Annotated in this window: 20 protein-coding genes; 9 read left to right on the forward strand and 11 right to left on the reverse strand. The window is 63.4% G+C overall.

Features of this window, described 5'->3' with window-relative positions:
* Positions 1-19 precede the first annotated feature (19 nt).
* Positions 20-3,700 carry a vitamin B12-dependent ribonucleotide reductase gene (locus tag JJ959_RS15165; RefSeq protein WP_292885176.1) on the reverse strand — a complete coding sequence of 1,227 codons (3,681 nt, stop codon included), beginning with the start codon at positions 3,698-3,700 and terminating at the stop codon, positions 20-22.
* A gap of 575 nt (positions 3,701-4,275) precedes the next feature.
* On the opposite strand from JJ959_RS15165, the gene JJ959_RS15170 reads away from it, so the two are divergent.
* From JJ959_RS15170 to JJ959_RS15190, 5 genes are all read left to right on the forward strand, one after another.
* Positions 4,276-4,905: a LysE family translocator gene (locus tag JJ959_RS15170; RefSeq protein WP_292885179.1), complete on the forward strand. Its 630-nt coding sequence runs from the start codon at positions 4,276-4,278 to the stop codon at positions 4,903-4,905.
* Positions 4,906-4,939: 34 nt separating this feature from the next.
* Complete coding sequence (locus tag JJ959_RS15175) at positions 4,940-5,605, forward strand: RraA family protein (RefSeq protein WP_292885182.1); 666 nt, start codon at positions 4,940-4,942, stop codon at positions 5,603-5,605.
* Between the two features lie 90 nt (positions 5,606-5,695).
* On the forward strand, positions 5,696-6,049 hold the full coding sequence (locus JJ959_RS15180; RefSeq protein ID WP_292885185.1) for an NADH:ubiquinone oxidoreductase subunit NDUFA12: 354 nt from the start codon (positions 5,696-5,698) through the stop codon (positions 6,047-6,049).
* Positions 6,050-6,108: 59 nt separating this feature from the next.
* Entirely contained in the window at positions 6,109-6,567 is a 459-nt protein-coding gene (gene mlaD / locus JJ959_RS15185; protein WP_292885188.1) for an outer membrane lipid asymmetry maintenance protein MlaD, read from the forward strand.
* Between the two features lie 25 nt (positions 6,568-6,592).
* Positions 6,593-7,030, forward strand: a complete 438-nt coding sequence (locus JJ959_RS15190; RefSeq protein ID WP_292885191.1) for a DUF2155 domain-containing protein — start codon at positions 6,593-6,595, stop codon at positions 7,028-7,030.
* Here JJ959_RS15190 and aat read toward each other — a convergent pair.
* The 6 genes from aat to JJ959_RS15220 form a co-directional block, all read right to left on the reverse strand.
* The gene (gene aat, locus JJ959_RS15195) at positions 6,964-7,617 is read right to left on the reverse strand and encodes a leucyl/phenylalanyl-tRNA--protein transferase (protein WP_292885194.1); all 654 of its coding nucleotides are present in this window, start codon (positions 7,615-7,617) and stop codon (positions 6,964-6,966) included. The two genes, JJ959_RS15190 and aat, sit on opposite strands and share 67 nt — an antisense overlap.
* A 56-nt stretch (positions 7,618-7,673) precedes the next feature.
* The gene (accC, locus tag JJ959_RS15200) at positions 7,674-9,014 is read right to left on the reverse strand and encodes an acetyl-CoA carboxylase biotin carboxylase subunit (RefSeq protein WP_292885197.1); all 1,341 of its coding nucleotides are present in this window, start codon (positions 9,012-9,014) and stop codon (positions 7,674-7,676) included.
* 15 nt (positions 9,015-9,029) lie between these two features.
* Complete coding sequence (gene accB / locus JJ959_RS15205) at positions 9,030-9,473, reverse strand: acetyl-CoA carboxylase biotin carboxyl carrier protein (RefSeq protein ID WP_292885199.1); 444 nt, start codon at positions 9,471-9,473, stop codon at positions 9,030-9,032.
* 18 nt (positions 9,474-9,491) lie between these two features.
* Complete coding sequence (gene aroQ, locus JJ959_RS15210) at positions 9,492-9,941, reverse strand: type II 3-dehydroquinate dehydratase (RefSeq protein ID WP_292885202.1); 450 nt, start codon at positions 9,939-9,941, stop codon at positions 9,492-9,494.
* An 80-nt stretch (positions 9,942-10,021) separates the two neighbouring features.
* Entirely contained in the window at positions 10,022-10,588 is a 567-nt protein-coding gene (locus JJ959_RS15215; protein WP_292885204.1) for a PAS domain-containing protein, read from the reverse strand.
* A gap of 144 nt (positions 10,589-10,732) precedes the next feature.
* Positions 10,733-11,242, reverse strand: coding sequence for a MarR family winged helix-turn-helix transcriptional regulator (locus tag JJ959_RS15220; RefSeq protein ID WP_292885207.1), 510 nt, complete (start codon positions 11,240-11,242; stop codon positions 10,733-10,735).
* A gap of 113 nt (positions 11,243-11,355) precedes the next feature.
* On the opposite strand from JJ959_RS15220, the gene hppD reads away from it, so the two are divergent.
* Positions 11,356-12,447, forward strand: a complete 1,092-nt coding sequence (hppD, locus tag JJ959_RS15225; protein ID WP_292885210.1) for a 4-hydroxyphenylpyruvate dioxygenase — start codon at positions 11,356-11,358, stop codon at positions 12,445-12,447.
* Positions 12,448-12,606: 159 nt separating this feature from the next.
* Positions 12,607-13,860, forward strand: coding sequence for an MFS transporter (locus tag JJ959_RS15230; RefSeq protein ID WP_292885213.1), 1,254 nt, complete (start codon positions 12,607-12,609; stop codon positions 13,858-13,860).
* 1 nt (position 13,861) lies between these two features.
* Here the strand turns inward: JJ959_RS15230 and JJ959_RS15235 are convergent, their stop codons facing one another.
* Positions 13,862-14,596, reverse strand: coding sequence for a DsbA family protein (locus JJ959_RS15235; protein ID WP_292885216.1), 735 nt, complete (start codon positions 14,594-14,596; stop codon positions 13,862-13,864).
* A 123-nt stretch (positions 14,597-14,719) separates the two neighbouring features.
* A complete protein-coding gene (locus JJ959_RS15240) occupies positions 14,720-16,087 on the reverse strand; it encodes a M48 family metalloprotease (RefSeq protein WP_292885219.1) in 1,368 nt (455 codons plus the stop codon).
* Between the two features lie 99 nt (positions 16,088-16,186).
* Here JJ959_RS15240 and JJ959_RS15245 point away from each other — a divergent pair, with 99 nt between their 5' ends.
* Both JJ959_RS15245 and JJ959_RS15250 read left to right on the forward strand, forming a co-directional pair.
* Complete coding sequence (locus JJ959_RS15245; protein WP_292885222.1) at positions 16,187-17,740, forward strand: gamma-glutamyltransferase; 1,554 nt, start codon at positions 16,187-16,189, stop codon at positions 17,738-17,740.
* Between the two features lie 16 nt (positions 17,741-17,756).
* Positions 17,757-18,908, forward strand: a complete 1,152-nt coding sequence (locus JJ959_RS15250) for a pyridoxal phosphate-dependent aminotransferase (RefSeq protein WP_292885224.1) — start codon at positions 17,757-17,759, stop codon at positions 18,906-18,908.
* 3 nt (positions 18,909-18,911) lie between these two features.
* Here JJ959_RS15250 and JJ959_RS15255 read toward each other — a convergent pair whose 3' ends face one another.
* Together JJ959_RS15255 and JJ959_RS15260 are read right to left on the reverse strand one after the other, a co-directional pair.
* Positions 18,912-22,109: an efflux RND transporter permease subunit gene (locus JJ959_RS15255; protein ID WP_292885227.1), complete on the reverse strand. Its 3,198-nt coding sequence runs from the start codon at positions 22,107-22,109 to the stop codon at positions 18,912-18,914.
* Between the two features lie 10 nt (positions 22,110-22,119).
* On the reverse strand, positions 22,120-23,229 hold the full coding sequence (locus JJ959_RS15260; RefSeq protein ID WP_292885230.1) for an efflux RND transporter periplasmic adaptor subunit: 1,110 nt from the start codon (positions 23,227-23,229) through the stop codon (positions 22,120-22,122).
* Positions 23,230-23,250 lie beyond the last annotated feature (21 nt).

Below are 23,250 nucleotides of genomic sequence, written 5' to 3' on the forward strand. Positions count from 1 at the left end.
CCCGGGTATCGGAATACGCTCAGCCCGATGTTCCGCCGCAGGTATCGCATTTCAGGCAGGTTCCGTTGCGCACCAAGGTGAAGTTGCCGCATTCGCCGCAGCTCTCGCCCTCGTAGCCCTTGATGCGGGCCTCGCGGATCCGGTTCAGCTTCTCGTCGACGGCATCCATGACCGTTTCGGAGACGGTGACCGAGGCTGATTTCTCGATCGTCGTGGTCACGGTTGCAGCCTGAGCCGCCGTGGCCGCCATCACCGGCTGGGCATTGTCGGTGCCGGTCGCCTTGATGGTCTGCGACTGGCCGCCCTGAAGCACCACCAGGTTCTTGCGGACATAACCGCGGCTGGTGATCGTGCCGACCTTTTCCATCAGCTGAGCCTTGGCCGCGTCCACCGCGTTCTCGTCATCGCCGTCGCCGATGCTGTCGGGCAGCAGGTCGTCGGTCTCGACATGGCTGAGATCGTGGCGGTCGAGATAGGAGATCGCCAGCTCGCGGAAGATGTAGTCGAGGATCGAGGTCGCCATCTTGATCGCGTCGTTGCCGGAGACCATGCCCTGCGGCTCGAAGCGGGTGAAGGTGAAGGCGTCGACATATTCCTCCAGCGGCACGCCGTACTGCAGGCCGATGGACACCGCGATGGCGAAATTGTTCATCAGCGAGCGGAAGGCGGCGCCTTCCTTGTGCATGTCGATGAAGATCTCGCCGAGCTTGCCTTCCTCGTACTCGCCGGTCCTGAGATAGACCTTATGACCGCCGACATTGGCCTTCTGGGTATACCCCTTGCGGCGATGCGGCAGGCGGCGGCGTTCGGCGGCACGCTCGATGATCCGTTCGACGATCCGCTCCGCGACGATCGGCGCCTTCACGGCGGCGGGAGCCTCAAGGAGTTCCTCGAGATCGTCCTCCTCCTCGTCCTCCACCAGGGCGGAAGAGAGCGGCTGGCTCAGCTTCGAGCCGTCGCGATAGAGCGCATTGGCTTTCAGGCCGAGCTTCCAGGAGAGGATATAGGCATCCGAGCAATCCTGGACCGTCGCCGAATTCGGCATGTTGATGGTCTTGGAGATCGCCCCGGTGATGAAGGGCTGGGAGGCCGCCATCATCCGGATGTGGCTCTCGGTCGAGAGGAAGCGCTTGCCGATCCGGCCGCATGGGTTGGCGCAGTCGAACACCGGTAGATGCTCGTCCTTCAGTCCCGGCGCGCCTTCAAGCGTCATCGCACCGCAGACATAGGTGTTGGCATCCTCGATCTGTTTCTTGCTGAAGCCGAGGCTCTGCAGCATGTCGAAGGAGAGGTCGTTCAGCTGCGCGTCGGTGAAGCCGAGCGTGTCGCGGCAGAAATCCTCGCCGAGGGTCCACTTGTTGAAGGCGAACTTGATATCGAAGGCGCTGGCGACCGCATCCTGCACCGCCTTGACCTGCTCATCGCCGAAGCCCTTCGCCTTGAGGCTTTCCGGGTTGATCCCCGGGGCGCCTTCGAGCGTTCCGTGGCCGACCGCGTAGCGGATCATATCTTCGATCTGCTCGTCCTCGTAACCGAGGTTGCGCAGCGCTTCCGGCACGATGCGGTTGATGATCTTGAAGTAGCCGCCGCCGGCGAGCTTCTTGAACTTCACCAGGGCGAAGTCCGGCTCGATACCGGTGGTATCGCAATCCATGACAAGGCCGATGGTGCCGGTCGGGGCGATCACCGTGGTCTGGGCATTGCGGTAGCCGTGCTGCTCGCCGAGTTCTAGCGCCGCGTCCCAGGCCGCGATCGCGGCCGCGTTGAGCGCGGTGTTCGGGCTCTTCGAGGCGTCGAGCGGTACCGGGTTGATCGCGATGTCCTCGTAGCCGGTCTCTTCGCCATAGGCCGCACGGCGATGGTTGCGGATGACCCGCAGCATGTGCGCCGCGTTAGGCTCGTATTCCGGGAAGGTGCCGAGCTGACCAGCCATCTCCGCCGAGGTCTTGTAGGCGATGCCGGTCATCAGGGCGCTGATCGCGCCGCACAGCTCGCGGCCTTCGTCGCTGTCATAGGAGAAGCCACTGGCCATCAGCAGGCCGCCGATATTGGCGAAGCCGAGGCCGAGGGTCCGGAAGTCGTAGGACAGCTTGGCGATTTCCTTCGACGGGAACTGCGCCATCAGGACCGAGATTTCGAGCGTGATGGTCCAGATCCGGGTGGCATGCTCGAAGGCCTCGATATCGAAGCTGCCGTCCTCGTGCCGGAACTGCATCAGGTTCATCGAGGCGAGGTTGCAGGCCGTGTCGTCGAGGAACATGTACTCGGAGCACGGGTTGGACGCGTTGATCCGTCCCGAGGCCGGGCAGGTGTGCCACTCGTTGATCGTGGTGTCGTACTGGATCCCCGGATCGGCGCAGGACCAGGCCGCGTTGGAGACCTTATCCCAGAGCTCGGCCGCGTTGACGGACTTGGCGACCTTGCCGTCGGTGCGGCGGATGAGGTCCCAGTTCCGGCCTTCCGCGACGGCTTCGAGGAAGTCGTTGGTGACGCGGATCGAGTTGTTCGAGTTCTGGCCCGAAACGGTGAGATAGGCCTCGCTGTCCCAGTCGGTGTCGTAGGTCGGGAACTCGATGGCGGTGTAGCCCTGCTCTGCGAACTGGATGACCCGCTGGATATAGTTCTCCGGGATCATGACCTTGCGGGCGGCCTTGATGGCCTTCTTCAGCGCCGGGTTCTGCTTCGGATCGAAGCGGGCCTCGCCCTCGACACCCTCGGCGTCACGGCAGGCGGCCATCACCTCGTTCATGTGCTTCTGCGCGAGCTTGGAGCCGGCGACGAGGGACGCCACCTTCTGCTCCTCGATCACCTTCCAGTCGATATATTTCTCGATGTCCGGGTGATCGATGTCGACGGTGACCATCTTCGCCGCCCGACGGGTGGTGCCGCCGGACTTGATGGCGCCGGCCGCGCGGTCGCCGATCTTCAGGAAGCTCATCAGGCCGGAGGACTTGCCGCCGCCGGAGAGGGACTCGCCCTCGCCACGCAGGCGGGAGAAGTTGGAGCCGGTGCCGGAGCCGTATTTAAAGAGCCGCGCTTCGCGGACCCAGAGGTCCATGATGCCGCCTTCATTCACCAGGTCGTCGCTGACGCCCTGGATGAAGCAGGCATGGGGCTGCGGGTGCTCGTAGGCCGACTTGGAGCGGACCAGCTTGCCGGTCTTGTAGTCGACATAGTGGTGCCCCTGGGCCGGGCCGTCGATGCCATAAGCCCAGTGCAGGCCGGTATTGAACCACTGGGGGGAGTTCGGGGCCGCCATCTGCCGGCAGAGCATATGGCACATTTCTTCATAATAGGTCTTGGCGTCGGCCTCGCTGTCGAAATAGCCGCCTTTCCAGCCCCAGTAGGTCCAGGTGCCGGCCAGCCGGTTGAAGACCTGCTTGGCGCTGGATTCGCCGACAGAGCGCTCGGCTTCCGGCAGCTTCGCCAGGGCCTTCTCGTCGGGCACCATGCGCCAGAGCCAGGAGGGAACGTCGTTCTCCTCGAACGGCTTCAGCTTCGCGGGGATGCCGGCCTTGCGAAAATACTTTTGCGCCAGGATATCGCAGGCCACCTGCGACCAATCCGCGGGCACCTCGATATCGCTGTTCTGGAACACCACGGAGCCGTCCGGATTCCGGATCTCGCTGCTGGTCTTCCTGAACTTAATACCCGCGTAAGGACCTTTCTTCGCGTCCGTAAACCGGCGATCAATTCTCATGCTTGGAACCCCCCGTTCCGTCTTCATCAGTGGCGTTGAGCGCTGACGCCACAAGATCTTGTGGCCAAGGGTTGAGACGATACCGGATTTGGGTTCGGTGAAGCAATGATAAATGAACCTGAGGGGGAGAAAAAATGAATGTTGTTCGGAGTATCGCGGAAAACTGCGGATTGCAGGTTTCGTCAGGTCTTTTGAAAGTAAAATAGAAATAAAGTTGAAGTAATTCCACCAATCAAAATCGGTGAATTTTGGGAAGCCATCACTTGTCCGATCATGCAATGCAGACCGGCGGATCGAAGTCTCAAAACCATGTTTGAGCTTCGCTTTTCTATTTGAAGGCCCGTGCCAAGCCGTCTCTGGAAATAATGCCGCTATCGCGCTCGGGGATCAACACATTTTGTGCGTCGAATTGTCATAAAATCTACATCTAGTGGCTCGGCGCGGGTTTCCGCACTTTGCCACGCGTCTGGGGGAGGGAGCGGGAAGTCCGGGCCTTGCTTGACCTTCCGTATCTGTGGCTCACTTCACCGCGCCGTCCGTCCGGGCGGCACAAGATCTGGACAAGGAGCAGTCCCATGGATCCGGCAATCTGGCTCGCCTTCGCGGCTGCGAGTTCCATCATGCTCGCCATTCCCGGTCCGACGGTGATGATGGTGGCGAGCTACGCCATGTCGCGGGGACGGGAAACCGGCTGGGCGACGGTTCCGGGCGTCGCCCTTGGCGACCTGACGGCGATGACCGTTTCGCTCGCCGGAGCCGGCGCGGTGCTCGCCGCCTCGGCCGATCTCTTCACTATCCTCAAGCTTGCCGGAGCCGCCTATCTCGTCTGGCTCGGCGTCCAGCTCTGGCGGAGCGAGCCTAAGCTTGCCGCCGCACCGGCCTCGAACGGTCGAAGGGACAAGGCGAAGATGTTTGCCAATGCCTACGTCGTCACCGCGCTCAATCCGAAAGGGATCGTTTTCTTTGTCGCCTTCGTTCCGCAATTCGTCGATCCGGCTCGGCCGCTGCTGGCCCAGTTCGCGATTTTGATCGCGACCTTCATCATCCTCGGCGCCATCAATGCAGCTTTCTGGGCGGTCATGGCGGGAACCATGCGCAGCAGGTTCTCCAGTCCGGGCGCACTCCGGCTGGTCAATCGCCTCGGCGGAAGCGCGATGATCGGGGCCGGGCTTCTGACGGCGATGACGCGGCGCGCGGCAAGCTAGACATTCAAACCAAGATAACCAAGGGAGACCTTTCATGCCGATTCTTCGTTACAAGGCCGACTATCAGCCGCTCGATGTCGCCACGCTGGAGCGCTGGAAGGGCGTGCCCCCCGCGGTTGCGGGCGACTGCATGAATCGCATGAACTGCATGGCTGGGCGGGTGTCGCCGCTTCATCCGGACATGCGGATCGTCGGCCATGCGCGCACGATCTCGGTCATGGCCGGAGACAATCTCTGCGTCCATGCAGCGATTCCGTTGATGCGGCCTGGGGAAATCATCGTGATCGATGCCGGCGGCAATCCGGATGTCGCCATTATCGGAGAGATCCTGGTGACCGCGGCGAAGCTCAAGGGAGTGGCCGGATTCGTCATCGACGGCGCGGCGCGGGACGTGGCCGACCTGAGGGGCGGGGACATCCCGGTATTCGCCTCGGCATCGGTGCCGGCCGGGCCGCACAAGGGCTTTGGCGGGTCCATCGACGGTCCGATCTCCTGCGGCGGCGTTCCGGTGCGGACCGGCGACCTGATTCTGGGGGATGCGGACGGCGTCACCGTGGTGCCGCTGCATCAGGCCGCGGCGATCCTCGAGGCGGGCGAGGCGCATGTGCGGAAAGAGGCGGACATGCTTGCGAAACTGGCGGCCGGGACCACCACGGCGGAGATGCTGGGGATCGAGATTCCCGAGGTGAACGCCGAATGAACCTTGCGCGGCGCGTCTGACTGGACGTCGCGCCGCAGCAATGACATATTCCGCCAACGTCTTGACGCATATGACGGGTAGGTTTGGTCGATGAATATCGGCACGGCAATTTACACATGGCTGAACGGCCGCGAGGTCGGGCAGGACAAGTTCGGAAACCGTTACTACGAGCACAAGTCCGAGCCCGCGCGGGGATACCGCCGCAAGCGCTGGGTGATCTACAAGGGCCTCGACGAGGCCTCGAAGGTCCCGGCGGAATGGCATGCCTGGCTGCATTACACCGCGGAAGCTCCGCTGCCGACGGACCAGAGGTTCGAGTGGCAGAAGGAGCATCTGCCGAACCTGACCGGCACCCGCTACGCGTACCGGCCGCCGGGGCATGTGCTTGAGGGCGGCAAGCGCGCGCCCGCGACGGGCGATTACGAGGCCTGGACGCCGAACTGACGGCACGCCGCCGCGCACGTCCCTGCGGGCCGGCGTTCTCTCCAACCCGCCGAGGGAAAATGAAGCGCAATACGATCGAAACGGTAATGGGCGCGGTGGTGCTGGTTGTGGCCGGCATCTTCATGGCGTTCGCCTACGTTTCCGCGGACCTGAAAACCGGCGGCGGCTACACCGTTATCGCGACCTTTAACAAGGTGGCGGGGCTCGCCGTTGGCGGCGATGTCCGGATGAGCGGCATCAAGATCGGCACGATCGTCAGCCAGAGACTCGACAAGGAAACCTTCCTTGCCGAGGTCACCATGAATATCCGCGATGACATCGAATTGCCGCTCGACAGTGCGGCGGCGATCTCGAGCGAGAGCCTGCTGGGCGGGAACTATCTCGAGATCATCCCGGGCGGCGATCCGGACACGATAAAGGACGGCGGCAAGATCGAGTACACGCAGGATCCGGTGGATATCGTGCAGCTTATCGGCAAGTTCATCTTCTCGGCCGGCGAGGTCGCGGACAAGAAATAGGCGGAACGCCGTCGGGGCCGGTTGCATGAGACTGACGAAAACCGCTTTGTCATTGGCTATCGTGGCCGGAATCATGTGCGCTCTGCCGGCCGCGGCCCAGACCGGCACTGAACCGCGCGAACCTGCCTGGATCGATTTGCCGGTCGCTGTGCTGCAGGGGCTGGACAAGATCACCGCCCGGATCTCCACATTCGAGATCCCGGTCGACCAGACCGGCCGGTTCGGCACCTTCATCATCACCCCGCGGGCCTGCCGCCAGAAGCCACCGACGGAGACGCCGGAGAGCGCGGCCTTTCTTGAAATCGACGAGCAGAAACCGGACGAGGAACAGGCGCGTCTCTTTACCGGCTGGATGTTCGCCTCGAGCCCGGCGCTGAACGCCGTGGAGCATCCGGTCTACGACGTCTGGCTGCTTGAATGCAGGAGCGCTTCGACAAACGGCCAGTCGTCCGCTCCGCAATAGAACTCCGCCGGCGTCTTAAGTGCGTCTGCCAGCATGTCCCGGTATTGTTCCCGCGGGACTTCGACCGCTCCGAACTGCTGCAGATGGTCGGTGATGAACTGGCTGTCGAGCAGTGTGAATCCCGAGGCTTTCAGGCGTGCCACGAGATGGACCAGCGCGACCTTGCTCGCGTTCGGCTCGCGGCTGAACATACTCTCGCCGAAGAACGCCGCCCCGAGTGCCACTCCATAGAGCCCGCCGACCAGCTTTCCGTCCCGCCAGCATTCGATGCTATGGCCGTAGCCCATCTCGTGGAGCGAGAGATAGAGCCGGAAGATCTCGTCGTTTATCCAGGTGTCCGGGCGTTCCAGACGGGGCTCCGAACAGCCTTCGAGGACGGCCTTGAAATCCGTGTCGCAGCGAACCTCGAAGCGGCGGCGGCGGATTTCCTTGCGCAGGCTGCGCGAAACGTGGAACTCGTCGAGCGGCAGAATTCCGCGTTTGTCCGGATCGACGAAGAACGTGCGGGTGTCGCTGCGGCTTTCCGCCATCGGGAAGACCCCGATCGCGTAGGCCTGGAGCAGCAATTCGGGCCGCAATTGCGACATCGTGCCTGAGCCTCCTCACCGCCCTTGCGGGCGCTCGTCCGGAAAGGGTCGGCTCCCTAGCCGGCGAGGAAAACCTTCTCGAGCCAGTGTATGTCGTATTCGCCGTTGATGAAATCGGGAGCCTTCGAGAGGTCCTGATGCAGGGGCACGGTGGTCTCGACATTGGCGATGACGATCTCATCCAAAGCCCTGCGGAGCCGCAGCAAACACTCGTTCCGGTTGGAGCCGTGCACGATAAGCTTTGCGATCAGGCTGTCGTAGTAAGGCGGGATCCGGTAGCCGGCATAGAGCGCCGAATCGACCCGGACGCCGAGCCCGCCGGGGGCGTGGTAATCAGTCACCTGACCAGGGGACGGAAGGAACGTCCGCGGGTTTTCCGCGTTGATCCGGCACTCGATCGAATGGCCGTTGAGCTGGATGTCGTCCTGCGTGAAGGAGAGCGCCGCGCCGGAGGCGATCTGGATCTGTTCGCGCACCAGGTCGATTCCGGTGATCATTTCGGTGATTGGGTGCTCGACCTGCAGGCGCGTATTCATCTCGATGAAGAAGAACTCGCCGTTCTCGTAGAGGAACTCGAGGGTTCCGAGGCTGCGGTAGTTCATCTTCGCGCAGGCATTGGCCGCGATCTCGCCGATCTTCGCGCGTGCGGCCGCGTTCAGGGCCGGAGAGGGGGCTTCCTCGAGGACCTTCTGGTGCCGGCGCTGCAACGAGCAGTCGCGCTCGCCGAGATGCACCACGTGGCCCTTGCCGTCCCCGACGATCTGCACCTCGATATGGCGCGGCTGGCCGAGATAGCGCTCCATATAGACTTCGTCGTTGCCGAACGCGGCGCCGGCCTCGCGCCGCGCCATGGTGTAGGCCTCGGCCACCTCCGCTGGCTTGTGCGCGATCTTCATGCCGCGCCCGCCGCCGCCGGCCGTCGCCTTGATGAGCACCGGATAGCCGATCTCCTCGGCGGCCGCACGGGCGGCATCGACGGACTCGACCGGTCCGTCGGAGCCCGGAACGCAGGGGATGCCGAGCGCCTTCACCGTCCGCTTGGCGATGATCTTGTCGCCCATATCGCGGATATGCTGCGGAGACGGGCCGATGAAGACGAAGCCATGCGCTTCGACGATCTCGGCGAAATCGGCATTCTCGGAAAGGAAGCCGACGCCCGGATGGATCGCGTCCGCGCCGGTAACCGTCGCGGCCGAGAGAATCGCGGGAATGTTCAAATAGCTGTCCTTGGACGCCGGCGGCCCGATGCACACGCTTTCGTCGGCGAGACGCACATGCATCGCATCCGCATCGGCGGTGGAGTGAACCGCGACGGTCCGGATGCCCATTTCCCGGCAGGCCCGGTGGATCCGCAGGGCCACGTCGCCACGGTTGGCGATGAGGACTTTTTCGAACATTCCGGCTCCGGCCACTTATTCGATGACGATCAGCGGCTCGCCGAATTCAACCGGCTGCCCGTTCTGGATCAGTACTTCCTTCACCGTTCCGGCGCGCGGCGCGGGGATCGGGTTCATGACTTTCATCGCCTCGACGATCATCAGCGTCTGGCCTTCCGAAACCTTCGAGCCGACGGAAACGAACGGCGCGGAGTCCGGGTCCGGCCCGAGATAGGCGGTTCCGACCATCGGCGACTTCACCGCGTTCGCATTGACGGCGGCAGGGGCGGGCTGGGCGGCCGGGGCTGCCGCGGCGACCGGGGCCGGGGCTGCGGCAACCGTTGCGGCCACTGCCTGCGTTGCCGGCCGGGCGACACGGATGCGCCAGTCGTCGGTCGCGTATTCCAGTTCTCCGAGGCCGGTTTCTTCCAGCAGCTTCGCGAGTTTTTTCACCAGTTTGCTATCAATGTCGTGCGACAACGGGGTCTCCGGTTTCGTTCAATTTCGATCGAGAAGCCGCGCCATGGCGTCGAGGGCGAACAGGTAGCCCTGAGTCCCGAGGCCGACGATGACGCCTTCGGCGACGGCGGAAATATAGGAGTGATGCCGGAACTCCTCACGGCGGTGGATGTTCGAGATATGCACCTCGATCACCGGGAGTTCCGCAACCCTCAGGGCGTCGTGGATCGCGACCGAGGTATGGGTGTAGGCACCGGCATTGATGATGATCCCGGCCGCGCTGTCGCGCGCCTGCTGGATGATCGTCACCATTTCGCCTTCGAAGTTCGACTGCCGGAAATCGACCGACATGTCGAGGGCCGCCGCGCGCTCGGCACACATTGCCTCGACGTCGTCCAGCGTCTCGGCACCGTAGACTTCGGGTTCACGGGTCCCGAGCATATTCAGATTCGGGCCGTTGAGGATCAGGATTTCCGGGCGTTCGGACACGTTGCTCGCCTGCTTGTCAGTTTCGAGCGTTATATCATGCGGGGTTTGTGACGCAATCGGAACCGGTTGCCCGTCAGGAGCTAAAACTCCAGATCGGAGGAGAACATGGTCACCACGGGATTGCTGACCTTTACGCGCACGCCCTCACAATCGTAGGTCGCCTGATGTACGGTGGCCGAATACCGGTCTGATTCGAGCAGCGAGCCGGTCACCTTGGTGCAGCCAAGGATCGTGTCATGCGCGCCGTTCTCCCCCGTAATCGGAAGAAACAGCCTCTGGACCAGGACATGCCGTTTGTCGTGCAGGGTCTGAGGGGCGATCGTGTGCAGGAGGTTTCCCGACTCAAGGCACTGATCGAGCCTGACGCGCAGTGCATGGGCTGTTTTCTGGGAGAGGAAGTCTTTCAGCAACCGGCCTCGCAAGCCTTTGCCGTAGAGCGTATTCACGGCCTCGCCCACCAGCCGGTAGCGGTAGCAATTGGCTTCGGGGACCTTCTCGCAGAGCCAGACGAAAGGAAGTGCGGATCCAAGTTCGATGGGTTCAATCGACTTTCGTGCGGGAAAACGCGCATCGCCGCGCCAAGCAAACCACCGCTCCACCAACTTGGATAGCGTCGCGTCGGTGACATCCTCCAGGATCTGGTTCATGTTCCCAGCACTCTCGATCGGTCCCTTTTATATTCTCGCATGCCTGCAAGACTAGGTTTTAGTTTTCCGATAACATGACGTAATGGTTGTGGCAATGTTTCCGCTGCAAAGGTGACCAAGAGTGAACCTATCATATCTCAATGCTCACAGAAATGATTTGCTGGTCATCTTTTCCGCTCTTTTTGTCAATTTTTCCAATAATTTTATTAAATCCGCCTTTTCTTTCTCTGTAAGAGCTGAAGTCAGAAATGCCTCCCGATCGAGAGCCATCGGCACGATATGGTTGTAGATGGACTGTCCTGTCTCTGAAAGGGACAGGGTCGATTTCCGCCGGTCGTCCGGATCCGTCCGACGCAGGATATGTCCGGACTTTGACAGTTTGGCCGCGGCTCTGCTGACCTGAACCTTGTCCATGGCCGCGCGTCCACGAATTTCGTTCGCCGTCATCGGGCCGTCGCTTCCGAGTATGGCGATCAGGCGCCACTCCGGAATGCTTATGTCGAACTCGGCCTCGTAGAGCTTCTGGATGCTGCGCGATACCAGCGAGGACAGCAGCGCCAGACGGTAAGGCAGGAAAGCATCCAGCGCGAACGCGCTGGCGGATATGCCGTCGTGGCTGGATTTCCGTCCTTCAGCGATCGCTTGACTTTTCACCCGCGTTCCTTAAATGGTTTCAATTGAAACTAACTATCTCGACTGCTCAGACGTTCCTTGCTCGGCGAATCGCTGTCAAGGCGGATGACGTCGAAGCGAGAGGAGGAGACAGCATGGCGTCCGCGACACTGCCCCCGGTTCCGGGTGGATCGAAAGAGAACCCGATGGCGACAGACGGCTTCGAGTTCATCGAATATACCGCGCCCGATCCGAAGCTGCTGACCGATCTGTTCGTGTCGCTCGGCTTCACCCCGGTCGCCCGCCACCGCTCTAAGGACGTGACGCTGTTCCGGCAGGGCGGGGTCAATTTCATCGTCAATGCCGAGCCGGACAGTTTCGCCCAGTCCTTCGCCAAGGTTCACGGACCGTCCTGCTGTGCCATCGCCTTCAGGGTGAAGGATGCCGCCGCGGCCTACGAGCGCGCGCTGAAGCTCGGCGCCAAGCCGTTCGAAGGCAAGGTCGGGCCGATGGAGCTCAATATCCCGGCCATTCACGGGATCGGCGACAGTCTGATTTATCTGGTCGACCGCTATGGCGATCGCTCGATCTATGACGTCGATTTCGTGCCTCTGGAAAATGCCGAACAGACGCCGTCCGGCGCCGGGTTCACCTGCGTCGACCATCTGACGCACAATGTTCATCGCGGCCGCATGGATGTCTGGGCCGGTTTCTACGAAAAGCTCTTCAATTTCCGCGAGATCCGCTATTTCGATATCGAGGGCAAACTCACCGGCCTGAAATCCCGCGCGATGACCAGCCCGTGCGGTAAGATCCGGATTCCGATCAACGAATCGGCCGACGACAAATCGCAGATCGAAGAATATCTGCATGCCTACAAAGGCGAGGGAATCCAGCACATCGCGCTGGCGACGGAAGATATTTTCGCCAGTGTCGAGAGCCTCAAGGCCACCGGTACCCGGTTCATGGATCCGCCGCCGGCCACGTACTACGACATGCTGGAAGAACGGCTTCCAGGACATGGCGAGGATGTCGTGCGCATGAAGCAGCACGGCATCCTGATCGACGGAGCACCGACGGAAAATGGCGGCCTGCTGCTGCAGATCTTCACCTCGACGGTGATTGGGCCGATTTTCTTCGAGCTGATCCAGCGCAAGGGCGACGAGGGATTCGGGGAAGGCAATTTCCGGGCTCTGTTCGAATCCATCGAACAGGATCAGGTGAAGCGCGGCGTTCTGGAGGCTTAAGAAACTAAAAAACGCGCCGCTTGACCGGGAGCGGGTTTAGGCCTTGGGTTGCTGATCGGCGTGTCGGCTAATGCTATGGCGCGCGCACGTTTTTCAGTCTGGAGCCTTCATGCCTGCCTGCATTTCTGACGGCGCGTTGCGCGCACCGGTGCATGCCACATGACAGATGTGGCATGCACCGGTGCGCGGCAGACCGCTACCCGGGTCTTCGTAATATTGTGTGCGTTCCTGACGCTGGTTCAGATCAACCGGGTCGGCGGAGGCGTAATCGCGAACGGCCTGATCGAGCAGCGGGGAATATCCCCGGCGGCGCTCGGCGGCATCATCGGCGCAATGTCGCTCGCCGCAGCGGCGGTACAGATCCCGATGGGAATTCTTTTCGACCGCTACGGCGCCCGTCTCACCACCTCGATCCTGAGCCTGATCGGCGTCTTCGGAATTGCCGTTTTTGCGGTCGCCGAGACCGCCGCCACTCTGACCGGCGGCCGCATCATTATCGGAATAGGCCATGCGGGCGCGGTCACGACCGTCTATCTGATCGTGCTCGGCTGGACGAGTCCGGACAGGGTCGCGACCATTTCAGCGCGCCTGATTGCGATCTCCGGCGCGCTCAGCGGCGCGCTCGCGACGGCGCCGCTGGCCATCATGTTGCAGAAATTCGGCTTCACGCAGAGCTTCCTGCTCCTCGCAGCGGCGATCCTGATACTCACGGTCCTGATCTTCTTCTATGTGCGCGACCGTCCGCCGGGGGTCGAGCGACCGGCCCGGCCGAAGGAAAGTGTCGGCAAGGCATTCGCGGCAATTCTGGAAATGATGAAGGACCGCGATATCCGAGGCACGCTGATCATGGCGAGCTGCTTTGCGGCACCGTTTGCCACGATCGGCGGGCTGTGGGCCGGGCCCTACCTGCGGGACGTTCACGGGCTGAACCAGACCGGTGCAGGTTACGTGCTTCTGGTCATGGTCCTGTCGCTGAATGCGGGGACGCTGGCCTTCGGTCCGCTGGACCGCATATTCAATTCCCGGAAGAAGGTCGTCCTCGGGAGCTGCGCTGCCATGGTCCTGACGCTGGGCGCACTTGCTCTTCTGCCGCACCCGCCGTTATGGCTTGCCGTGACCATCCTGGTCCTGTTCTGCGTAACGTCGCCGTTTTTCGTTGTGCTGGCAGCGCACTGCCGGGGCTTCGTTCCCGACTATCTCGCCGGACGCGCGATCACCTGTATGAGCCTCGTCGGGGTCGGGGCGATCTTTGTGACGCAATGGGTCACCGGATTCATCGTCGATTATGCCTCCAGCGACGCGAGCGTCGCATACCGCCTCGTCTTCGCGACGGTTGCCGGCCTCATCGTTGTCGCATCGCTGTTTTATGCGCGCGTCCGGGATATTCCTCCTGCGCCTGCGGCAGCCGAGTAGCTCAGCTCTTGCGGGCTGCTTCGATCTGCTGGACCAGGATATCGAGCCCGACGGCGCCTGGCAGGATCTCGTCGCCGATGACGAAGGCGGGCGTGCCGTTCACGCCGAGGGTCCGGGCCAGCATCGTGGCGTCGCGGATCGTCTTCTCGGTTTCCGGCGACGCCATGTCGGTCTTCAGTTTCTCGATGTCGAGGCCGACCTCGCGCGCGGTCTGAAATACCGCCTCGTCGCTGAGACGCCCGCGATAGGCCATCAGCGCGACATGGAATTCCCGGTAGCTGCCTTGTTTGAGGGCGGCGACCGAGGCCCTGGCGGCGGTCACCGAAGCGGGGCCGAGGATGGGGAATTCCTTCATCACCCAGCGCACGTTGGGATCCTGCTTCAGCAGCTGCATTACGGGCTCGACCATGCGCTTGCAGTAGCCGCACTGATAGTCGAAGAACTCCACCACGGTGATGTCGCCGTCCGGATTGCCGAGGACCGGATCGCTCGGGTTCGCCACGAGTTCGGCTTGCAGCCGGGTCAGGGCAAGGCGCTGCTGTTCCTTCTCGGCGGCTTCCTGGCGCTGCTGCATCGCATTCAGCGACTCAACGATCACCTCCGGATGTTTCAGGATGTAGTCGCGGATGGCAGCGTCCAGCGCGCCTTTCTGGGCCTCGGAAAATGGCTCGGCGGCAAAGGCGGGTGCGTTGCCGAGAGCGGCGGCGACGGTGGCCGCGGCAGCCAGTTTCGACATTTTTCGGAGAGCTGGAAGTCGCGTGGGGGCCATGCGCCGTGCCTTTCCGGTTCGTGATTTGGACGCGGACTTTGATCCGGAACGTCCCGGCATGCAACCCACGTTCGCGTTATGCAACGCGGATCAGCGGGTCTTGCGTTCGCGGTCGCGCGGCGTTGATAGCTGCTCGATATCCGTCGCCCGGAGCCACGGTTCCGTATTCGGCTGCAGTTTCTGCTTGGCCCGGTTCGCCTGCAGGGCCGCGTCCCGTTCGCGTCCTGACCTGTAGGCTTCTTCGGCGAGTGCCAGGGCGGACATGCCATGGTCTCCATTGCGGCCATACGCGATCGCAAGCTGGCGCCAGGCGAAAGTCGAGCTCGGCATTTCCTGCACGACCCTTTCAAGGTGTGTCTGCGCTTCGGCGCTGGCTTCCGGACCTTCGCGCGCGAGCAGAACCCGGGCGAGTTCGAGCTGGATGCGCGGCGCGTCCGGAAGCAACTCATGGGCGGTGCGGTAGGACCCCTCTGCCTCTGCGGGCTTTCCAGCCTCGAACAGGATCTGACCCTTGAGTTCGTGGAAATACGGATCCTTCGGATATTCCTCCAGCAGACCGTCGACCATCGTGACGGCCTTGTTCATGTCCGGCAGCCGGTAGGTCGCGATGGCGCGGGCGTAGCGTGCCTCCAGCGAAGAGTCGCTCTCTTCGTAGTCCCGGAAGGTCCGTGCGGGGCTGCGGATGAAGCCTTTAAGTTTGGCGACCATACGCCGGTGTTTGATCTGCAGGTCGTCGGACAGCTTCGCGTCGGAGAAGCGCGAGTTCGCGACATGCGCCTCGACGAAGGAAATCCGGTCCTGGGTCAGCGGGTGCGTGCTGGCATAGGGCGAGCGGCTGCGGCCGCTGAGCAGTTCCTGCCCGCTCAGGGTAGAGAGAAACTCGAGCATGCCCTTCGAGGATTCGCGGTTGGCGTCGAGGTAGCGGACCGCGGCCTGGTCCGCCGCGGATTCCTGGGTCCGGCTGTAGGAGAGCAGGGAGTCCTGCACGGCCGCCTGAGTGCCTTGGAAAATCGCGCCGGCGGCATCGCCGCGGCCTGTCGCAAGCGCCGCGCCGGCGCCGAGAATGATTCCGAGCAGGGCGTTCTGGCTGGCGTTGCGGAGGGCTTCGCCCGTCCGTGCAAGATGCCCGCCGGCGATATGGCCGGTTTCGTGCGCGATCACGCCGAGGAGCTGTTCCGGCGTTTCGGTCGCCATCAGGAGGCCTGTATGGAAGAAGATGTTCTGCCCGCCCGCGACGAAGGCGTTCAGCGTGTCGTCGTTAATGAAATAAATATCGATCGCGGAAGGCGACAGACCGGCCGTCTGGAAGACCGGCGTGGCCAGTTCGCGGATGTAGAACTCGATCTCGGTGTCCGTGACATAGGAGCGTGCGTCGGCCGTCCGGGACGCTCCGGCAAGAAAGACGAGGGCGGTCACCAGCGCAATTAGATGCTTGCCAACGCGGGCTTTGCACTTCATGGATTTCGGTCCGAGCCTGTTGGTGCGGTGCGCATGAGCGTCTCATGTGCGCGCCCCAAGGGTGGCATTCAATAGCCGGCGGCAAATTGAGGGGAAGTTATGTTTCGTAAATCCGTGCCTTTGGCATTGGCTATGTGCGCCGGTTTGCTTTCGGGCTGTGCGAGCGACGAGGTTGTCCAGGTCACGGAAGGTTTTTTCGGCGCGATCGCCGTTGACGAGCCGCGCGCGGCGCTGGTCGCGCAGGATGTGCTCGTCGAGGGCGGCAATGCCGCGGACGCCGCGGTTTCGGCTTTCTTCACCCTGGCCGTCACGCTGCCGTCTTCCGCCGGCCTCGGCGCGAGCGGAAAGTGCGTCGTGTTCGATCCGCAAAGCAAGCGCTTCGAGCAACTTTCATTCCTGCCGCGGCCGCTCTCGGATAGGCCGGATGCGCTCGCGGTCCCGATCGGCCCGCGGGCGATGTTCGCGCTGCATGCCAGATACGGCCGGCTGCCGTTCGGCCAACTGATTGGCGATGCCGAGCAGCTGGCCCGTTTCGGCGATATCGTCTCGCGCCGCCTTGCCGAAGATCTCGTGCGCGATGGCGCGGTCCTCGCCGGGGGCGGGTCCGAACTGCTGGCCCCGTCGGGGGCTGTCCTCGGTGCGGGCGCGCCTCTGGTCCAGCTGGATCTCGCCGGAACCTTGAGCCGGCTGCGCATCGCCGGCGTCGGGGATCTTTATACCGGCCAGCTCGCCAAGCGTTATGCCGAAGGCGCGCAGGCGATTGGATATACGGCCGATCTCGCTCGTATGAGGCAGGAAGTTCCGTTCTGGTCCGCCGCGTCCGGTGTAGAATTCGACAATCATCTCTGGGCTGTCGCCGCCGGCCGGGCCGAAGACGAAGCGCTGCTGGCGAAGACGCTCTCGATTGCCTTTCACGAGGCGGACTGGTCTCCGGCACCAAGCGACGCAGACCCGGTCATGATTGCGGAGATGCAGGTGCGCGCCGCAAACGCGGTTGCCGAAGGCAATATGGATGCGAGCGACGACGAGGCGGAGCGGCTGTTCGATGGATTCCGTCCGGAAGCATCGCGCAGCCGGGCGGTTCCGGCGGCGGTCTCGCTCTTCGGGGGGCGGTCCCATGCGGGCGCGACCAGCTTCTCGATCACCGACAAACGCGGTCTTTCCGTCGGCTGCGCGCTGACCATGAATTCCGCGTTCGGAACGGGAAAGGTGCTGCCTGAAATGGGGGCGCTGGCGGCTCCGGCCCGTCCCGGTAGCGAGGCGCCGCTGGCGGCCGCGGTGATCGCAGGCAATAACAAGGCCTGGCAGGTCCACATGACCGCGATGGCGGCCGGCGGCCGGCCGGTCGTATCCGCACTGGCGCCGGTGATCGCGCGTCACTACGTCGGAAAACAGGAAGCGACCGCAGCGGTTGCCGTGCCGCGCTCGCACTATGACATGGCTGCGGACGCACTGTTCGCCGAGCAAGGCCTGTCGCAGGGCGCGGTCAACGCGGCCACGGCGGCGGGTTATCAGGTACGCCAGGCGGAATCGCCGCTCGCGGCCGTGCGCCTGTTCCGATGCAACGGCGGTCTGCCCAGGAGTGAGCTCGATTGCGGCGTTGCGGACGATCCGCGCGGCCGCGGTCTGGTCCTTTACGAAGCCGTCAAGTAAGCGGGAAGCGATCGTCATGAGCCTGAAGATCTCGCGGCGCGGTGCCGTTCCCGCCTTCATCGTCATGGATGTCATGCAGGCCGCGGCAGATCGGGAGGCGGCCGGCGGCGACGTGCTGCATCTCGAGGTCGGCCAGCCTTCTACCCCGGCGCCGCGCGGCGTCCTTGAGGCGGCGGAGCGGGCGCTCAGGAGCGACAAGATCGGTTACACGCTGGCGGGCGGGATCGCGCCGCTGCGCGAGCGCATCGCCAAGCATTACAAGGACTGGTACGGCGTCTCCCTCGATCCGTCGCGGATCATGGTCACGACCGGTTCTTCCGGTGCCTTCCAGGTCGCGTTTCTCGCCGCCTTCGAGGCCGGGGACAGGGTGGCGATGGCCTCGCCCGGCTATCCTGCCTACCGCAACATCCTCTCCGCCCTTGGCGTGGAGACGGTGCTGCTGGAGACCGAGCGCAGGCATCGCTATCAGCCGACGCCGGACCTGCTCGATGCGGTGGAGGGCAGGCTCGACGGTCTGATAGTGGCCAGCCCGTCGAACCCGACCGGCACCATGCTCGGCGCCGAGGAACTTTCGGCCCTGACACGGTATTGCAAGGCGAAGGGCATCCGGCTGGTGTCCGACGAAATCTATCACGGCATCGGCTTCGGCACCCGGCCGGTCTCGGCGCTTGAGAGCGACGACCAGGCGATCGTCATCAACAGCTTCTCGAAATATTTCTCCATGACCGGCTGGCGCCTCGGCTGGATGGTGGTGCCTGAGGATCTGGCGCGCTCGATGGAGTGCCTGGCGCAGAACTTCTTCATTTCGCCGCCGACGCTCTCCCAGCATGCCGCCATTGCGGCCTTCGACTGCCACGAGGAGCTGGAGGCGAATGTCGCGCGCTATGCGAAGAACCGGGAAGTCCTCCTGAACGAGCTTCCGGCGGCCGGGCTTGACGATCTCGCACCGGCGGACGGCGCTTTCTACATCTATGCCGATGTCACGCGCTTCACCAACGACAGCGTGGATTTCTCGAAGCGGATGCTGAACGAGATCGGCATCGCCGCCACGCCTGGGGTGGATTTCGATCCGGCCCGCGGTCATGGCGGGCTGCGCTTCTCCTTCGCCGGCGCCACCGACGACATGGTCGAGGCGGCGGCGCGGCTGAAGGGCTGGCTTAAGCGTTAAGGCTTATTCGGCGGCGTTGGCGACACCGTCGTCCGACATGTAGGGGTGATCCGGCCCGCCACCGGCCTTGCGGGCCCGCCTTGCAGCGCGCCAGGCCTGGACATTGGCCCGGACCTGAAGCGCCGACGGCGTGACGATCAGCGTCAGCACCGTCGCGAAGCCCATTCCGAAGACGATCGCCGAGGAAAGCCCGACCCACCACTGCGTCGAGGGCGCACCGACCGAGATCTCCCGCGTGAAGAGATCGATGTTGGTCTGGAACACCATCGGCAAGAGTCCAAGCATGGTCGTGATCGTGGTCAGCATGACGGGCCTCAGACGCTGGGCGCCGGTCCGGAGGATCGCCTCCGTTGCGTCCGCGGTCGTGGTCTTCAGCGCGTCGAAGGTGTCGATCAGCACGATATTGTTGTTCACCACGATGCCGGCGAGCGCGATCACGCCGATGCCGCTCATCACGATGCCGAAGGGCTGTCCGGTGATCATCAGGCCGATCATCACGCCGATGGTCGACATGATGACTGCGCTCAGGATCAGGAAGGCGCTGTAGAAGCTGTTGAACTGGGTGACCAGGATGATCGCCATGATGAACAGCGCAACGCCGAAGGCCTTGCCGAGGAAGGCCTCGGCCGCCTTCTGCTCCTCGTCCTCGCCCTTGAAGCGGTAGGTGACGCCGTCGGGCAGCTTCACGGTACCGAGCCATTCCGTCAGCTCCCGCACCTTGTTGTCGGCGAGCACGCCGGGCAGCACGTCCGCCTTGACGCTCATCACCTGACGGGCGTCGGAGCGCTTGATCGTGCCGACCTTGTCCTGTGCGCTCCAGGAGACGAAGTTGCGCAGCGGCACGAGACCCATATCTGTCTTCATGCGGATCGCGAGGAACTGGTCTAGACGCCGGAAAGGACGCGGATAGCGGACGACGATATCGATTTCCTCGTCGCTGTCGTTCGGCCGGTAGTCGCTGATCTTGAGGCCGCGGGTGACGAGCTGCACATAGCTGCCGATCAACGCGACGTCGGCGCCGAACTTGGCGGCCTGGGCACGGTCGACGGCGATCTGCCATTCGATGCCCGGAATGTGCCGGTCGTCCTCGATATTCATCAGGCCGTCCATCCGGTCGAACTGCTCGCGAACCATGGCGGTGGCCTCGGTCAGCTGGTCCGGATAGTGCGAGCGCAGCTGGATTTGCACCGGCTTGCCGGTCGGCGGGCCGCCCTGTTCTTTCGCCGGCTCGACGATGATGCCCGGATAGGCTTTCGCGCGTTCGCTGATGTCGGCGAGGATTTCGTCCGCTGGACGGCGCTTGCCCCAGTCGTCGAACTCGACCTGTATCGTGCCGATCACGTCCTCGGCCACGTCCTGGCCGCCGCCGCTGCTGCCTTGTTTGTCGCCGACATAGGTGTAGACGGACTTGAAGCCGCCGACTTCGAGCACTTCCTTCTCGATCTGGAAGACGAGGCGGGCTTTCTCCGCGGTCGACATGTTGCCGCGTGCATGGACGTGGATCATGGCGTTGTCGGGTTCGACGTCGGGGAAGAATTCGACCCCGTTGCCATGGGTCGCGTAATACCATTGCACGCCGACCAGCAGCAGCGCCGCGCCCGCAAGGACCTTGCCCGGGTGCCGCAGCGCGGCCCGCAGCACGGTGAGGTAGCCGCCGGTGAAGCCTTTCACCTTGCCGAGATCGCCATCTTCCATCGCCGCCAGCGCCTCACGACTTTCCTCGTTCTGTGCGCCGGGCTTGCCGATGATCGCGCCGAGCGCCGGCACGAAGATCAAGGCCATGAGCAGCGAGGCACTGAGCGTCGCGATCAGGGTGATCGGCAGGAACTTCATGAACTCGCCGACCACGCCCGGCCAGAACAGCAGCGGCAGGAAGGCGGCAAGGGTTGTGGCGGTCGAGGCGATGATCGGCCAGGCCATGCGTTTGGCCGCCGCAGCATAGGCGGAGCGGCGGTCGAGGCCTTCGGACATTTTCCGGTCGGCGAACTCCGTCACCACAATCGCCCCGTCGACCAGCATGCCGACGGCAAGGATCAGGCTGAACAGAACGACGATGTTCACCGTCAGGCCGAGCGAGGAGAGGGTCAGGATGCCGAGCAGGAAGGAGCCCGGAATGGCGACACCGACGAGAGCGGCGGAGCGGTAACCTAGGGCGCCTACGATCACGATCATGACCAGGAGGATGGCGCTCAGCACGTTGTTCCGGAGATCCGTCAGCATGGTCCGGATCTGGTCGGACTTGTCCTGGCTGAAAGTGACGGTCACGCCGTCCGGCCAGGTTTTCTGGGTTTCCGCGACGACCCGTCTGACATTCTCGACCGTCTCGATGACGTTCTCGCCGATCCGCTTGGTGATCTCGATCCCGATTGCGGGCTGGCCGTCGAGGCGGGCGTGGCTTTCCCGGTCCTTGAAGCCGCGCTGGACATAGGCGATGTCGCGCACGCGGACCACCGCGTCGCCGTTGGTCTTGATCGGCTGGTCGAGGATATCCGCGAGATTTTCGTAGAGGCCCGGGACCTTGATCGGGAAGCGGCCGTTGCCGGTGTCGAGCGTGCCGGCGGCGACCAGCCGGTTGGAGCGGGAGACGATCTCGAGCACTGCGGCGGCATCGATATTGTAGCTGTCGAGGCGCAGCGGATCGATCACGATCTCGACCAGTTCCTCGCGCTCGCCCCTGAGCTTGGCCTCGAGGACCGTGCTGATGCCCTCGATCTCGTCGCGCAGATTGCGCGCCAGCTGCAGCATCGTGCGTTCGGGCAGTTCGCCGGAGAGGGTGACGACGAGGATCGGGAAGAGGCTGACATTCACTTCGTTCACGGTCGGCTCGTCGGCATCCTCCGGCAGTTCCGGCTTGGCGATGTCGACCTTCTCCCGCACGTCCGTCAACGCCTGGTCGGCATCGAAGCCGGCGGTGAATTCGAGTGTGACGTTGGCGCCGCCCTCATATGCGGTTGCCCGCATCTCCTTCACGCCCTCGATGCTGCGCAGCTCGGTCTCCATCGGCTTCAGCAGCAGTCGTTCGGCATCTTCGGGCGAGATGCCGTCATGGTGCATGGAGACGTAGATGATCGGGATGTTGACATCCGGATCGGCTTCCTTGGGGATCGTCACATAGGAGATCGCCCCGGAAATCAGGATCAGTACCAGCACCATCAGGGTGGTGCGGCTGCGATGCAGGGCGGCGTCGATCAGCGTGTGCATGGGGCGGGCCTCAGCTTGCCTTCGCTTCGGGGGTGCCGACGATCTCTTCCGGGACCGCGCGCACCTTCTCGCCGTCGGAGACGAATTCCTGGCCGACGGTGATTAGCTGGACTCGGTCCGGCAGGCCGGTCACGTAGGCCCAGTCGGCATCGCTGTCGACCACGGTCACCCTGTGAAAGCGGACAATGCTGTCCTGATTGACCGCCATCACGCCGAGCAGCCCGACATCGTTCAGGGTAAAGACCCCGGCGGAGAGCTTGTGCGCGGAGATCTCGGGCAGCGGCAGGATGACGCCGGTGGTGATGCCTTGTTCGATCTGCATTCCGGGGTTCGGAACCTCGAGCTCGACCCGGAAGGTTCGTGTCTGCGGGTCTGCCGCGGCGGTGATGTAGCGGATTGTGCCGGAAAGTTTCGTGCCGTCGAGCAGGCTGGCCGCGCCCGGCTGCCCGACCGCCAGCTTGAGCCGCTCCTGTTCGGACACCTGGGCAACGACGAGGATCGGGTCGAGGTCGTACATTGTCGCGACCGCGTCGCCGCTTTGCACGACGTCGCCGACTTCGACCTGAATGTCGTCGAGGATCGCGTCGAACGGCGCCTTGATCGTCAGGCGGCGAATCTCTTCCTCGATCTCCGCGAGATCGGCTTTCGCTTCCTGCAGATCCGCATAGGTCGCGGCCCGCTGGGTCTTCGCCTGGAAGCCCTTGTTGGCGAGCTTGTCGGCGGCGGTGAATTCGGTCTCGCGCTGCTCGATCCGGGCCTTCGCCATTTGCCGTTTGGCCTCGCGGTCTTCCGGGTCGAAACGCACGATTGTCTCGCCGGCGGTGACCGGCGTGCCCTCGGTGGCCCCGATCTCGACGACCTTGCCGAGAATCTGCGCCTTCAGCTCGATCTGGCGCGAGGCGGCGGTCCTGCCGGAAATGACCACTGCCGAGCGGTACGGTCCGGCGATGCTTTCGCGGACCCGGACCGACATCAGTTCCGGGGCCTTGGCCCCGGTTCCGGTCGCGGTGGAGGTTTCCTCATCCGTGCGGGCACCGTTGGCGAACTGACCTGAGACGATCCAGCCGACCGCGGCGAGCGCGATGAAGGCAGCCAGCAACAGGGAGCGATTGAGTCTCATGGGGCCTCTGTGGGCTGAGGT

Origin of the sequence: Nisaea sp., assembly GCF_017640745.1 — a bacterium.
Classification (GTDB): Bacteria; Pseudomonadota; Alphaproteobacteria; order Thalassobaculales; family Thalassobaculaceae; genus Nisaea.